This is a genomic window from Dapis purpurea BLCC-M126, from assembly GCF_050015975.1.
In the GTDB taxonomy this organism is placed as follows: Bacteria; Cyanobacteriota; Cyanobacteriia; order Cyanobacteriales; family Microcoleaceae; genus Trichodesmium.
This window is the reverse complement of record NZ_JBNHER010000260.1, coordinates 182,583-198,696: the sequence shown is the minus strand read 5'-3', so window position 1 is coordinate 198,696 and position 16,114 is coordinate 182,583. Positions and strand designations below refer to the sequence as shown.

Annotated in this window: 10 protein-coding genes; 7 read left to right on the top strand and 3 right to left on the bottom strand. The window is 33.2% G+C overall.

The window, feature by feature from the left end; translation table 11 throughout:
* The 3 genes from ACP6PL_RS24170 to ACP6PL_RS24160 all read right to left on the bottom strand — a co-directional run.
* The coding region (locus ACP6PL_RS24170) for a DUF4912 domain-containing protein (protein ID WP_426547842.1) at positions 1–982 on the bottom strand (982 nt) is incomplete at its 3' end.
* A gap of 651 nt (positions 983–1,633) precedes the next feature.
* Positions 1,634–1,840, bottom strand: a complete 207-nt coding sequence (locus tag ACP6PL_RS24165; RefSeq protein WP_426547850.1) for a transposase — start codon at positions 1,838–1,840, stop codon at positions 1,634–1,636.
* A gap of 1,028 nt (positions 1,841–2,868) precedes the next feature.
* Positions 2,869–5,253, bottom strand: a complete 2,385-nt coding sequence (locus ACP6PL_RS24160; protein ID WP_426547841.1) for an IMS domain-containing protein — start codon at positions 5,251–5,253, stop codon at positions 2,869–2,871.
* 238 nt (positions 5,254–5,491) lie between these two features.
* Here ACP6PL_RS24160 and pdhA point away from each other — a divergent pair, with 238 nt between their 5' ends.
* The 7 genes from pdhA to ACP6PL_RS24125 all read left to right on the top strand — a co-directional run bounded on the left by pdhA (position 5,492) and on the right by ACP6PL_RS24125 (position 15,937).
* A complete protein-coding gene (gene pdhA / locus ACP6PL_RS24155; RefSeq protein WP_426547840.1) occupies positions 5,492–6,523 on the top strand; it encodes a pyruvate dehydrogenase (acetyl-transferring) E1 component subunit alpha in 1,032 nt (343 codons plus the stop codon).
* A 1,281-nt stretch (positions 6,524–7,804) separates the two neighbouring features.
* A complete protein-coding gene (locus ACP6PL_RS24150; protein ID WP_426547839.1) occupies positions 7,805–9,058 on the top strand; it encodes an HhoA/HhoB/HtrA family serine endopeptidase in 1,254 nt (417 codons plus the stop codon).
* A gap of 479 nt (positions 9,059–9,537) precedes the next feature.
* Positions 9,538–10,071: a peptide deformylase gene (gene def, locus ACP6PL_RS24145; RefSeq protein WP_426547838.1), complete on the top strand. Its 534-nt coding sequence runs from the start codon at positions 9,538–9,540 to the stop codon at positions 10,069–10,071.
* Positions 10,072–11,059: 988 nt separating this feature from the next.
* Entirely contained in the window at positions 11,060–11,629 is a 570-nt protein-coding gene (locus tag ACP6PL_RS24140; protein WP_426547837.1) for a TerD family protein, read from the top strand.
* A 605-nt stretch (positions 11,630–12,234) separates the two neighbouring features.
* Entirely contained in the window at positions 12,235–12,807 is a 573-nt protein-coding gene (locus tag ACP6PL_RS24135; protein WP_426547836.1) for a TerD family protein, read from the top strand.
* A 78-nt stretch (positions 12,808–12,885) separates the two neighbouring features.
* Positions 12,886–13,488 (top strand): TerD family protein, encoded by a 603-nt coding sequence (locus tag ACP6PL_RS24130; protein WP_426547834.1) that lies wholly within the window; start codon positions 12,886–12,888, stop codon positions 13,486–13,488.
* 832 nt (positions 13,489–14,320) lie between these two features.
* Entirely contained in the window at positions 14,321–15,937 is a 1,617-nt protein-coding gene (locus ACP6PL_RS24125) for an adenylate/guanylate cyclase domain-containing protein (protein ID WP_426547833.1), read from the top strand.
* Positions 15,938–16,114 lie beyond the last annotated feature (177 nt).

The following is a 16,114-nucleotide window of genomic DNA, read 5'->3' as shown; positions in this document are numbered from 1 at the left end:
AAGTAGTTAAACCTACACCTGACATAGTTTGACCAACTCCAGAAGCAGTTAACCCCACGCCTGACATAGTTTGAGTTGCACCAGAGACATTACTACCAGATGCCCACATCCCTACACCTGATGCCATAGAATAAGAACTTACTCCTTCCTCTATCATCTGACCTGAACCCGGAACCATTTGAACAGAGCCAAACATAGAACCAGCGACCCGTTGTTCCTCAACTTCAGCTATGCCAAACATTTCTTCATAAATCTCATCGGGATTATCATGAAAAGTAATTTGGCGACTAGCAGGAACCAGTTCCATAAAGGTTTTGCCGCGTAAATCTTCATCCCAACTAACTGTGATGAATTGGTCGTCAATCCAATCTGAGGGATAGACTGGAGGAATATGTACTCGCTCAGAACGAGCCAAAACTAACCATCGGCCATCAACACACCGATAACCTATTTCGACAGTATAGTTGCGATCGCTTACCGGAATAGGTATGTACCATTCACGAGCTAATTCATCACAAGGATATTCCTGAATGCTATGAGGACTTTGGTAGTCCAAGTTAATGTCTGTGACATCATATATACGCAGAGCCAACTGCTGTCCTCCTTGACGACGTAGCTCTTCTTTAAGTTCATTAGAAATATCCCAGTAGGCGTATGCCCACTCTGGATCTCGTGGCATGAATACTATTCGGCTTTTACCATACCCATTGGGTAAATCAGTTAAACCCTCATCAATTGATGAAAGAAAATCATCAATGTTGTTTTCTTGGCCCAATTCAAACTTTTTTGCTTCCACTTCTTCTTGTACCTCTAGTGTTGAAAGTGGAGCAGATGAGACATGATTGATACCTTGAGCTTCCATCACTGCTGCCAGCAGTTGTGCTTTACGCATTCTGCTGTAACGAGAGATACCTAGTTCGCTAGCGACTTTCCGTAGTTGTCGTAAAGTCATCTCTTCTAGGGGTGGACGTTCTTGAACCATTATGTATATCCTTGTATTTTTTTACTGTTTTCTATTCTGTTTCCCAAAACCTAGCAAGTAATAAAGATAATTCCTTGTTTCTTTTGAGAAGCACTTTTCCGATTCAAACAATCAATGAGTTGGGTAAATGCTTAGGAATACTTAGCAGTTTCTAGAGATATAGAAACGATAAGAACAGCATTTTTTTGGGATCGACGGGATCGCCTTATAAGTCTATATCTTGCAGAAAAGCTCAGATTTGGTCAAGGGTCGTTACTAAGAAATTATGAGTATATATGCAGGTTTATAGGCAATTCTAGATTGAAAATGTTATGGTTTCTTAACTTTACTTAAGTTATTAGAAATTCAACAAAATTAATCAATAAAATTATTTGATAGGTTTATTAAAAATTACTAATATTACAGGTAAAAAACTCAAAAGTAAGTACATCAACAAAATTAATTTAATATTGAGTGGAGGTAGAGAATAGAGAACGCTGTACTGGAAAAAGGGAAAAGGAAAAAGAAAATATACCTGAGTAGTGGATATAGGGTTTATCAAATTTGTGAAATACAAAAATTTTGGATTTTAGGGAACAGGAAATAGACGATAGTGAAGATAAAAAAATACTTTATCTCATTAATATTAAGAGACTGTTTGTAAAACAAATCTTAAGAACACCCTGAGTTTTTAGTAGCAAGCTTTTGTAACATTAATCTAATTATCGTGGTGTAAATCAGACCTTCACTAATTTCTGGGAGTTGCTGATAGTGTAAAGTTAAACTTTGCTTCTGAAGTAACCATGCAAAAGTTCTCTTTGCTATCCATTGTCTGCGTAAGATTTCAAACTCTTGGCTATTGCGCTTGACGCTCTCTATTCTTGCTGATATCAGATTAGGGTTAGGGTTAGGCTTAGGTCTTCGTCTTTGAGGTTTTAGTAGCAGAGTTCGACTGACGTTCGCGTAAGCTCTCAGAGGAAATTACTCAAATCCCTAGAGTAAGATTTTTGGGACATTCATTTGACCGACATTATTTATTGTTATTATCTTCGTGCTTCATATTCGTCAGATAAGTAGGTGGGCTTAATTATCGGTACAATAGTAATTAAAATTCAAAATGGTGAAAACCTTTTGGAAACTGGGTTATAGGTTCTTTTTTATGTTTTTTATTTTAACCTTTATTTATGCCTACCTACTTATTTACCTAGTAATCTCTGTGGGCTTGAATACGGAAAAATGCTTGGGAATAGGTAATAGCAAAATTGATAGGGTTGGAAGACTTAGACAATATATGAGGAAGAAGGTTTTTTATAACTAATTAAATGTATTTGACCTAAAGTAATTTTATCTTGCAACTCCCACATAGTCTAGAAAACCCAATACAAAGACTATGACAATATAGCAAAAAGCTAAACTAAATCATCAAACCATCAATACTTAACTTATATAACCACTCTCGATTTTCCTTTTGGTTTAATCCCGAAAGCCGTAAAAATTTTACCTGTTATTATTTTGAAACCAATTTTTCTTTCATCCTGATATAGAATTTGGATAATTAGTTATCGTATTACTCAGGAGTCAGGAGTCAGGATAAATATTAGATTTGAATTATTGAATTTCTGAATTTTTCAATTCGTATTCAATAGAAAATCTGTATAAATACAAAATAGTTTTATGATTACAGTATAAACAAATTTTATCTGACACGAGAAGAGAATTTTTTTATTGACTTCTTGAAGATTAATTTGATTAAAAAGTTCTTTGACTTGGGTGTCTAAATTTTTTTAATTCTGATTTATATCTCAACTTTTTTTCTAATAATTCAGTTGAATAAATACAGTAAGAATACTAATAATTATTCATCTTTAAGCTTTGGTTGATTCCCATAATTATTTCTTAATTTAAAATTATCTCAATACCTTCCAATTACTAATTTGCCATTTTTCATTCTGACGAACTAAATTGTAACGAACAAGTAAGTTTTCATTGTCAGAATTAGTCAATCTACCATTGTCATAAAACTGAACCTTTTCTCTAACTTGAGCATCTACTTGAGCTTCATTGCCATCTGTATTACTCATCTTTACACTTTTTATTTCTAAATCATGCTCATACTTCCGGTAAGACTTCTCTCGCTTCAGAGCATTAGCTGTAGGTAACCAACGCTCAAGTGCTGGGTTGACTAAAATATTTTGTAATTGTTCAACTTGATGATTAGGACCAAGAGCAGAAGCCTTAATATCTAACCAACTTTGAATCGCTAGTTGTGCTATTTCTTTAGTTATAGGTCCTGATGCTCCTAGGCTAACCCAATTAGGTTCTGGAATTTCTATTGGAAGTCTTTCCAATCCCACCTCAGCAGGTTGTTCTCTTTCTAGCCTAGGTCCACCTAATCCTAAAGCATTTACTAACCAACCGATTGTTTTAATTGTTAATAACCCAATAAATCCTATTGCCAACAATCCCAAAACTGCAATTAATATTAGACGACCAACCTTAATGGGTTCTCTTCTTGTAGAGATTCTGCGTGGACTATGCTCTGGAATAGATTGGGGTAATTCTTCACTGCCTAGTGATGTACTTTCATTAAACTGAGGTAAAGTACTCCTACTCCTTTCTCTTATTCTTCCTGAATAGCGACCATAACTCGTATTAGTTAACTGTTTTTGCGCACCTATAGTAGATGATGATCTTTCTGATTCTTCAAGCAAGTTATCAGAACTAGTTCCTAGTAAATTAGAAGTTCTTTTGCTTGCAGAAGCAGGACTAGCAGTAGCAACACTACCCATGCCAGATATAGCTTTATTTTCTAAATCTGATACAGTCAATTTGTCAACTTCCTTCTGATAAAACATCTGTTCCTCATTAGGATCGCGACGAGGTTGAACAACTACCCATTGATTAGCTACTTCTGATTCTGTTGGTAAAGCTTCTAGATAAGCTTGAACGTGCTGATCTGCAAAATAGTCCTTCAAAGAAGCTGACTTATCAGACAAATCACGGAAATGTGGAAATACCTCCTCAGTCAACCAATGTTCAGCGTAAAGACAAAGCCCTGGTAATAAATCTGGAGATTCTTGAGAATTTTCTTTAATAAAGGATAAGGGTTCGTTTTCATGGCTAAGTTCTAATGAACGACTAGCTTCTTCAGTTTGCCCTAAAAGTAAAGCACAGACAGATTTCTCTAAATTTACATCTTGACTCCGACCCAATTGCATTAACATCAACTTAGCCTTACGAATTAAGGCTGGTTGTTTCTGAGCAAACCCTTGAGCTAAAAAAGTATAAACTGCTAGGTATGTGCCTACTGCCGAAGGACGATGAGCTTCTGCCTCAAATAATTTCTTTTGTTCTGATGTGCTTAGGTGGTGACGTAGCTGCTGAATAAACTTCAGAAAATCTTCTACCCCAAGTCCAGATTTATCTTCACCTTCGCCATCAATTCCTCCCCGTTCATTTAACATATCTTGGAGAATTTCTAAGCCACGGCGACGGTCTAGAGCTATCTCCTCTGGTAATGCTATTAACTCCATTACTCTATAAGGACGTAGCTTGTAAAGATCGGCTTGTATCTCCCCTCGAACTTGGACAAACAGATTTTCTCGGAGTAATAATCCTTGGCCAGCTTCTAAAGCTGTGGCTGCACTTTCATATTGTCCTTGTTGCCATTGTTCTCTACCCAATTCCAAATTCGCTAGAGCAACTGTAAGGACAATATCTGGCAAAACTAATGCTGGGTCTCCAAAACGTCCATCTTTAATAGCAATACTATTATTAGTAAGATAAGGATGAGTCAGTTTTAATACCAGCTCATATTCTCCTAGCTCCTGTAAAATCAGGATTGCTCCCACAAATTGTGGATCTTCTATTTCTATACTGGGAGTATTAGGATCAAACTCAGAAGTAACTAGATTATCTCTATTTTGAGAACTTATCCTTTTTCCTAACCGCCTAGAAGCAATTTTCGGAATAACTTCTCCTGCTTCCTGAAGTTTTGTTTCTTTTTCCTCGACTTTATCAAGATTTATCTCAGAACTTGGACTTAGTTCTTCTACTTCTTCTGGCTCATAGGTTTTAGCCAAAAAGCTGCCATCGTAAGTTTGGCGTTGTTCTGGGTCAGACAGAACAGCATAAGCCTCATCTATAAGTTGTTTACGAGCAACTATTGTTGCCTCAGAATACTCCCTTCTAGGAAACTGCTGAGTGCGGTCTCGATGTGCCTGCCGTAACTGTTCGGCAGTAGCCTGAATTGGTAAACCTAAAATTCGGTAATAATCTAGTGGAATCCGCACAGTGCATTTCCTCAAAGGCGAGTTACTATATTACTTAATAATATCGTTTCTTGCTTGCTAGCAGAGGTGTTTTTTATTACTTTACAACATTCTCTGTTAAAAGCTAGTAAAATTTGTTTGCTCCAATACACTATTCCCATATAAGCTTCTAAGTATAAAGTCATTAGGGACTTTTGCTAAAGATTATTGTGTACGACACAAAATTACTCACTCATTATACTAGCTTAGGACACATAAAATGATCCAAGAACGTACCGTACCTAATTTTGATACTAATAGTATAAAAATAACTAAAGAAGAAGGATTGATACTATATGAAGATATGGTTTTAGGGCGCTTATTTGAAGATAAGTGTGCTGAAATGTATTACCGAGGCAAAATGTTTGGCTTTGTTCATCTTTACAATGGACAAGAAGCAGTTTCTTCTGGTGTGATTAAAGCCATGCGCCAAGATGAAGATTTTGTCTGTAGCACTTATAGAGACCATGTTCATGCTCTAAGTGCTGGTGTACCTGCACGGGAAGTGATGGCTGAGTTATTTGGCAAAGCCACAGGTTGTTCTAAAGGTCGTGGTGGTTCGATGCATATGTTCTCGGCTACGCATAATCTATTGGGGGGTTATGCTTTTGTTGCTGAGGGTATTCCTGTGGCTACTGGAGCAGCTTTTCAGAGTAAATATCGTCGGGAAAGTATGGGAAATGACACTGCTGACCAAGTAACGGCTTGTTTCTTTGGAGATGGAGCTTGCAATAATGGCCAGTTTTTTGAATGTCTAAATATGGCTACATTGTGGAAACTACCAATTATTTATGTAGTAGAAAATAACAAGTGGGCAATTGGTATGGCTCACGAACGTGCTACTTCTGAACCCGAAATTTACAAAAAAGCTCATGCCTTTGGTATGGTAGGTGTGGAAGTTGATGGTATGGATGTACTAGCGGTACACTCTGCTGCTCAAGAGGCTGTTGCTCGGGCTCGTGCTGGCGAAGGACCAACTTTAATTGAAGCTTTAACTTATCGTTTTCGAGGACATTCTTTGGCTGACCCTGATGAATTACGAGATCAAGAAGAAAAGGAATATTGGTTTTCTCGTGACCCTATTGAACAATTTACAACTTACTTAACAGAAAATAATTTGGTAGATGTTGCAGCTTTAAAAGAAATAGATCACAAGATTGAGGAGTTAATTAGTGAAGCTGTTGAGTTTGCTACAAACAGTCCAGAGCCAGGGTCAGATGAACTCTATAAGTACATTTTTGCTGAGGATTAATTAGCTAAATTGTTGATTTAATTTTAATTAAGTTTTCTGTCAAAATTAAATAATTGGGTTTCTCATTAATTGAGTCAAAAAGATTTTATTAGGTGTGGAAACCCTAAATATATTATTTGTCAAAATTCAGCTATTAGCAATCAGCAATCGGCTTTTTTTGTGGAGGTATTAAACACATTTGCTATGAATAGTTAAGATATTCAAATGTGCTTTTAACCCTACTATAAAATCAGATTTCAGTTCTTCAATACAGAAATATGACAGCTTGGATTTATGTTGGTAATTACTGATAACACACTAAGCAGGCTCACTGATTGCTTAATACTTACAATTTTTGTTGGCAATTACAATGTTTAATGGTTTATGTAATACAAAATTATCAATAAATCAAATAAATTTTAAGCTAAAAATCAATATAAAATTAAATAAGATAAATATATGTATATGGCAAAAAAAAATATAAGATTATAGGTGATTCTCAAAGACCTTTGCAAGTAATTTATGTCGGAAACCAATCTCAGTTACTATAATTTTTTTTAGGTAGTGCTAGACAAAGTTTGTTAGTGTATGGTTATAAAAGCTCACATTTAATGACACCTATTCATTAGTATAAAAAAATCAAATAAATATTCAAGCAAAAAATGAATATCAAATCAAAAAAAAAATTAAACAATCATAGTTTTTTGAGAAATTAGCATCAAAAGTAAATAAACCATGAATTTATGAAAAAAATAGTATCAACTTGATTTGCTTAAAAATAACCGGATAAATTTTTTAGGGATTGTAAATATACTAAAGTCCAAGATATGCAAGATTCACATATATGTAACTTAACATTGTAGTTCTATGTATAGTTAAAATTAACTCTCCAAAAGTTAAGTAGATCAAGGAAAAATCCGAAGAGTGAATTTCAATGACTCTGAAATACTAAGCTAAGAATTAGGGTCAAATCACTAATTATTGATCGCCAGACTTCATTTCCGAGCAGTGTTAAATTTACTTGATCGCCATAATACAAGCAAAATGTAAATTCCCATAAATATTCAGGAGTAGGTACTAAGGGATTTCCAAATAAAAAATATCCCTTTGAGTTAAATGTAAAGGAGCAGGGATAGTAAAACAAGTAAGTCAAGTCCACAAATTGGATAATTTATTTTTTACTATGCCTTAAGTAATAGACTAAATAGATATTGTAGGGAAATTTAAAGAAAACCTCTCCATCAGGAGAAAAAACTCTGATTATTGATTCTTGACAAACTAAGCAATTAGAAATAAATAACAATGAAAAATACAACAGGCAAAGTCTTTTGGAAACAACCTTTAACTTATTTATTACTGCTAGCAGGAGCGGTAGGAGCATTGTTAGGTGAGCGTCTGATATTTCAGACAAGTAGCTCTCCAGAAAACTCAACCCAGCTTAATCAATTATCACTTACTCAATCCCCTGGTAAAACTGATGGTACTTCTAACTCAGAAAGGTCTAGTTGGTTACCAGTTAGAGCTCCCATTTCCAATAGTAACTTTATTGTGGATGCAGTCCAAAAAGTTGGTCCGGCAGTAGTTAGGATTAATGCTTCTCGAACCGTCAGCCAAAGACCTAATATGTTTGGCAGGGGAATACCAGAAGATTTTTATGGTTATGAATCTCCTAGGTCACCTTCAGGTCGAGGGGTTGAGCAAGGTACTGGATCTGGTTTTATCATCAGTTCTGATGGTAATATTCTGACTAATGCTCACGTTGTAGAGGGTTCAACTACCGTAGAAGTAGTTCTCAAAGATGGGCGTCGCCTTCAAGGTAGAGTTTTGGGCACAGACTCTGTAACTGATGTAGCAGTCATTAAAATTGATGGGAATAATCTGCCCACTGTTTCTCTCGGAGACTCAAATAATCTGCAACCTGGAGAATGGGCGATCGCGATTGGCAACCCACTAGGTCTAGATAATTCTGTGACAGTTGGTATAATTAGTGCCACAGGTCGTTCTAGTAATGATGTAGGTGTTCCAGATAAGCGGGTAGGATTTATTCAAACGGATGCTGCGATTAATCCTGGTAATTCTGGTGGCCCTCTGTTGAATCAAAATGGTGAAGTAATTGGCATTAACACAGCTATTATTGATGGTGCTCAAGGTTTAGGCTTTGCAATTCCTATTAATAATGCTCAACAAATTGCTCAACAATTAATTAAGGGTGGTAAGGCAGAACACGCTTATTTAGGTATTGCTATGCAGACTTTGACACCTGAACTTAAGCAAGAACTTAACCGAAACTTCAATACAAATATTCAGTTATTTACTGACCAAGGGGTATTAGTAATGCAAGTTGTTCCTGGTTCTCCTGCTGATAAAAGTGGTTTAAAGCCCGGAGATATAATTCAAAAAATTGATAATCAAACTATTAGTGAATCTGAAAATGTACAACAAATTGTTCAGAACAAAACTGTCGGTAGTTTGTTGGAATTAGAAGTTAATCGGAATGGTGAAAACTTGAATTTTCAGGTGCGAACTGGTAATTTACCATCTCGATTAAGAGGATAGATATATATAGTATTTCTGTATCTCTGAGTCTATTGAAGTAAATTGAGTTGAGTGAGACTCAGGCTAGTAAGTTATAAACTATAGTTTAATTTTAGGGTACTTGGGGAGTGCTATATATACAAAATCAAAACTAAAACGCCTTAGATAAATAGTTTTGAGAGCTGAAAAATATGTATATTTTGAATAAAGTAGGGAGTAAAAGAATTAATCAAAAATTATTTCTTCCTTTTTTTATTACAGAAGTTGTCATAATTAGTAGGCTAAAGTAGAGAAGTTCTATGAAACTTTCCTACAAGGTTTTTAGTTTTGACGGTTTGGTTCACCTATTTATAGCGGTTTTCACAAAGGTAGACTACAAGATTTCTTCCTTCTTCCTTCTTCTTTCTTCCTTTAAACCCAAATCTCTGTACTCTATATTAATCAAAAGTGCTATAAAAAGTGCTATAAATGGACGATATAAATTGACCAAGGAAAAAAATATGGAAGTATTACAAGTAGCTCAGTTAGGGAATGAGATATTAAGACATAAAGCTCAACCCATTAATAATATTTGCGATAAAAATTTACAACAAATAATTGATAATTTAATTGCTACAGTAATTGAAACAAATGGTGTGGGAATTGCTGCTCCACAAGTTTCAATTAGCGATCGCTTATTCATTGTTGCATCTAGACCCAATATCAGATATCCAAATGCACCAAAAATGGAGCCAACAGCTATGATTAACCCTAGATTAATATCTCATTCAGAAGATAGAGTCAAGGGGTGGGAAGGTTGTTTAAGTGTGCCAGGAATTAGGGGTTTAGTACCGAGATATAGATCAATAAATGTAGAATATACTAATCGAGAAGGAAAATTAGAAAGACAAGAATTAACAGATTTTGTTGCTAGAATTTTTCAGCATGAATACGATCATCTAGAAGGTCTAGTCTTTTTAGATCGTGTGGAAAATACCACAGATTTAATGACAGAAGATGAATATCAGAAACAAATTATTCAATCAAGGAATTAAGGTAATATTTGCAGAGTTTTAAGCAAAATATTTATAAGCGAAAATAAGGAATAAACTGTAAATAGATAACCTATAACAAGAATGAAAAAAAATCTATAATAATAAGGCATCATATCTAATAATTTGACTATTCTTCAAAAGTTTAGTGTGTGGCACTTTGTATTTTTATCTGATATAGTAATTCTATTTTAGTTGTAAAATTTTTGTGTTAGTTAGGTAGGAAAGCAATTTGATTTCCAAAGTACCTTCAGAAATCATAATTTTAAACGTTTTCCGTTAATATTGACTGTTACAGAAACTTTTGCAACCATATGAGAATTACTATACAGTTTTTTTACTTCTCTATTAACCTTTCTCTAAAAATATTAGAATTTATCAAAATTAAAATAAGATTGCTATTTATATGATAGTAGAAATATTTATTGAAAAGAGTATACTTGATTTAGGATTTGCTGAAAAATCGAGAGATTTTAGTCTTAATATCAGAGAGAATTATTTAAATTTTTACTAAGTGAAATTTGAGGTCTTTGATACCAGCAAAAACTATACAATTTTTTAGGATAAAGCAGTCGAGTAATATAGTTTAATTAACGAAAGAAATTTTCTCTATTCCTAATCCTAATCAGAGAAGATTTTTGGCAGAGACTATTTAGGGTTTTATTTTATTACTAAATCTTATACCAATAAAAAAAAGAGTATTAGGAATCAGAAGTATGATTAAAAGACTTTACAGGAGATATCTCTTTGAAAAAAAAGATAATTTCTGACTTGACAAATAGTACTAACGCAATTCATTATTACTCCTGACTCCTAATAAATAGCCTAATAATTTGTACTAAACATTTATAAAATTGTTATTAAACATTGGTTTTAATTAGTTTTTTGTAATAATTATAAATCTTAATTAAAATTTTGTTGTAATCTTTTTCCGTAATCTATAGTCGTGGTAGTTGTAGTTAAAAATAGTAAATAAATCGAGGAAATATTTATGACTATTAATCTCAGCAAAGGTGAGAGAGTTAGTTTATCTAAAGAAGCGCCTGGAATGAAAAAAGCTGGAGCCGGTTTAGGATGGGATGTAAATGTCTCAGATACAGGTTCAGATTTTGACCTTGATGTTTCTGTATTTATGTTAGGAGCAAGTGGCAAAATTCCTCAAGATAAATATTTTGTTTTTTATAATAACCTTAAATCTGCTGATGGTTCGGTAGAGTCTATGGGAGATAGTCGTACAGGAAAAGGAGAAGGAGATGATGAGACTATCACTGTAGATTTATCAAAGGTTGATTCGACAATTGAAGAAATTATTTTTGTTGTCACTATATATGAAGCAGACAAAAGAAGGCAAAACTTTGGGCAAGTGAGAAATTCTTACATCAGAATTTATGATGGGGAAACTCAAGAAGAGATAACTAAGTATGAACTAGAAGAAGATTTCTCCAGGGAAACAGCTATAGAGTTTGGGAAATTGTATAAAAAAAATGGTGAATGGAAATTTCAAGCAGTCGGAGAAGGTTATAACTCTGGTTTAGAAAGTTTTGTACAAAAATATACCTAGTTCATTGATTTAGTGAACTATTAATTGGTAAAAAATAATTCTGATAAAATAGAAATAGGGTAACCATTTGGCTCTTAGCAGTCAGCTATCAGGAATCATATTCTGATTTTTAAAGGTCAGGTTTAAATAAATACTGTTTGCTTTTAAGAGAGCGTACTTTAGCAGTAACTTGGAATTTTATCTAAATTACTCCAGTACTTTTGCTTCCTCCATTCGGTAATAGCTGATGGATCTTTGCCCAGCATTCGACAAGAAATGCTTACGAAATACGTGGAGTTTAGAAAATAGCTACGAGTATATGTTTGAAAATCTACTCAATAACTTGAGAGGTTAAGTAAATAGATATTGCCTCGAATCAAAATTTACTTGATTTGCTATTTGCTAAACTTCACTTCCATAAATTATTCTGACAAAAAAATAAGGTTTCAATCATCTTCTTTAAGGGGGATAAAAAAATAAAGTTTTAGTATTTCAAGACTCCCTATTCCAGGAGGTATTTATAAGTGATAACTGAAAGGAATTTAGTCCGCAATAATAAATCAAGATAAATATAAATGGTTATCTTAAAAGATACTGGAAATTATTTATTTAAAGAGGGAAAATAAATGTCTGTTAAACTCAGTAAAGGTCACAGAATTAATCTTTCTAAGGATGCACCAGGCTTAACAAAAGTTGCTATTGCTTTAGGATGGGATGTTAATCCTACTGATACAGGTACAGAATTTGATTTAGATGCCTCTGTTTTTATGTTAGGAGATGATGGAAAAATTCCAGAGGATGAATATTTTGTTTTCTACAATAATTTAAAATCTCTAGATGGTTCTGTAAAGCATTGGGGAGATAACAGAACTGGAGAAGGGGAAGGAGATGATGAAACAATAGAAGTAGATTTAACTCATGTTAACTCTAGTATTCAAGAACTACTTTTTGTTGTCACTATCCATGAAGCAGAAAAAAGAAGGCAAAACTTTGGGCAAGTTAAAAATTCTTTCATTAGAGTTTATGACTTAGAGACTCAAGAAGAAATAACTAAGTATGAATTAGAAGAAGATTTTTCCAGAGAAACTGCAATAGAATTTGGTCGCCTATATAAGAAAAATGGTGAATGGAGATTTCAAGCAGTAGGAACAGGATATAATGCTGGGTTACAAACTTTTGTAGAAAAATATGTTTACTAATAAATAAAAGAGTATTTTGGATAAGGCTATAGCTAAAATAAAAAACGTGTTTTAGAGTTTATAAAGGGAAATAAATATATGACTATTAATCTCAAAAAAGGACAAAAAATTGTACTTGATAAAAGTGAATATGATCTATCAAGACTGACAATGGGACTAGGGTGGGATGTAGCAAAATCTGCAGGTGGTTTAGCTAGTTTATTTGGTAACAGATCCGATTTTGACCTTGATGGTTATGCAATTTTATTAGAAGATAATGACAAACTCAAAAATTACAAAGAAGATGTAATTTATTATGGTCATTTAGAATCTAAGGATAAGACAGTAATTCATTCAGGAGATAATCTAACTGGAGAAGGAGAGGGAGATGATGAACAAATAATCTTGAAACTAAACTCTATTCCTGAAAAATATCAAAAAATTATCCTAGCAGTAAGTATTTATCAAGCTAAAGATAGGAAACAACAATTTGGAATGGTAGAAAATGCTTTTGTTAGAGCTGTTGATAATAAAGGAGTAGAAATAGCCAAATATACTTTATCTGGTAATGGTACTTATGAAGGTAAAATATCAATGTTAATGGGAGCAGTTTATCGAGATAATACATTGTGGAAATTTAATGCTTTGGGCGATCCTTTGGATAGTGATATGAATGGTGTAGTAGGTTCATTTATGAAATAAATCTAGCTAGTTTTATCAGTTTGAAAAAAGATTGGTAAATTAAATTTTTTTAGTAATTTTTAGTAGGGGCAATTAATAAATTGCCCCTACTATCGTTTGGCTATGTACAAGAGTAGGAAAGACCTTATACCAGTTTAAAAAAAGAATGCTACGAAAAGGTAGCTCTCGATCAGATGTGCTGAAAAATAGCTGCTCCAATTCATTTTAGATAGTTATATCTATACGTTTTTCCTTTTTTTTTGAATGTTTATCCCTTCTTGCTTCTTCCTTCTTCCTTATTTATACTATTTGTAGTAAAAATTTATAAAATTGGTATTATACCATTTCTCAAAAACTTTTCTACATTTTATTGAGGATGGGAGTGGGGGAGAAGTAAAAATAAGAATAATTGACATTAACCAGCCAGTAATTATCAAAAAAGTTATTTGGCTTGTCTAAATTACTTAATAATTGAAATCACACCCAAGTATAGCATTACTTTTGGTAATTGGTATTATATAGTTTTTCATCTGCATATCAGAAGACTTTTGCTAAATATATTTCAATTAAATAAAATACAACTTTTGCTCATGGGATGAAAAATATCTTCTGTAGTTGCACCATAGATAGTGTTTCCTACTCTCCTCAGCTAAACAGTATTTTTTTATTTGTTTAATTTTCAGACTTTACGATCAAAACTGAACCTATTGCCTAAAATCAATTTGCAGCAGTGTTATACAGAATTTGGAAAACTTTCAATACCAACTTCCTCCTGATTTCAATCGGAATTAAGATAATATATCTGTATACTTACTATGTATTTAATTCGTCTAACTCTCTAGGAGAATAATAAATGCCATACTTAATTTATGCTCCAGATACTAGCAATGTAATAGTATATGAACTACCCAAAGGTGAAATTAGTATTGGTAGGGAAAGAGACAATATTATTGCTATTACTAATGAAACAAGCGTTTCTCGTCATCATGCAAAAATTATAATTTCTCAAGATAGTGTGAATATTGTCGATAAAAACAGTAGTAATGGTACTTTTGTTAATGGGACTAAAATTGATAGTTGCTTACTCAATGAGGGAGATTTAATTCATTGTGGTAATGCAATTTTTAAATTTGTTACTAATCCTAATCAACAACAAGATATAAGTCCGACAAATATAGTTAAAGAATACTTGCAAGAATCTACTCAAACTGAATTAAATCAACTCTTAGATCAACAACAATATGATTCACAATCAGTGCTTAAACTGAGGCAAAAAGATATTAATCTTCAGGCAGTAGATAAATTAAAAATTTTGTTGGAAGTCAGTAAACAACTTTCTTCTCCTACGGAATTAGAAATTTTATTAGAAAAAATTCTTGACTTGCTGTTTAAGATCATTAAAGTAGATCGAGCTGTCATACTTTTAGTGAATGAAAAAACTGGAGAACTTGAACAAAAAGCAGTTAAAGGAAAAGAAGGAATTATAACTGAAGGTAGATTTTATAGCCAAAATATTACTAATTTTGCATTAGAAAAAGGTACAATTTTTCTCACTACAGATGCTTGTCTAGATCAACGCTTTGAGAATCCAGAGTCAATTGTTTCTCAATCAATACATGGAGCAGTTTGTATCCCACTAAAACCTAGAAATAAAGTAATTGGAGTTTTATATGCTGATAATTTATCATTATCAAATGTTTATTCTGATGAAGATGTAGAATTTCTGACAGGTTTAGCTAATCAAGCAGCGATCGCTATAGATAATACCCAACTCTATAAGAAGATACAAGCAGAGGCAATTCTCCGAAATAAATTAGAGCGCTTCTTTCCTTTAACTGTAGCTAGAAAACTCAAGGAAACAGATAAATTAGAAATAGTTGATACAGAAGTAACAGCCTTATTTTCTGATATTAGTGGCTTTACAAAAATGTCTTCAACGATGGAGCCACGCCAAATAATTTCTATGCTGAATGAGTATTTTAAAATTATGGTCGAAGATATTGTTTTTAGGTATGAAGGAACTTTAGAAAAATATATAGGAGATGCTTTATTTGCTATTTGGGGCGCTCCTTATCAAACTGCTAATGATGAAGAAAAAGCGATCAAAGCAGCAATTGATATGCAATGGGCAGTTCGTCGGTTAAATCAACAGAGAGAAAAACGTCATCAAAAACCAATTGCTATTCATATAGGAATTAATTCTGGTAAAGTAGCAGCGGGAAATATTGGTTCGGAACAATTAATTCAATACGCTACTATTGGCGATACAACTAATGTTACTAGCCGAATATGTAGTGAAGCAAAAGCTGACGAAATTCTGATTAGTCAAACTACAAAACAAAAACTAAAATCACAGATTTTTCCCTTAGAAAAAATTCCACCAGTTATGGTTAAAGGAAAAGAAGAACCCATACAACTATATCGTTTACTTTGGCAACAAGTACCATCAGAACTTGAGCAAAAAAGCTAAGGAAATTTTGACGAGTCAAATTACAAAATAAAAACTAAAATCACAGATTTTTTCCTGAGCAAAAATTCTCCAATTCATATCTAAATAAGAAAAATTAACCTATGCAACCTTTATCAAAGGTATTGAGGAAATTCTGATTAGTCAACCTACAAAAAAAAAGCTAAAATCATAAAATTT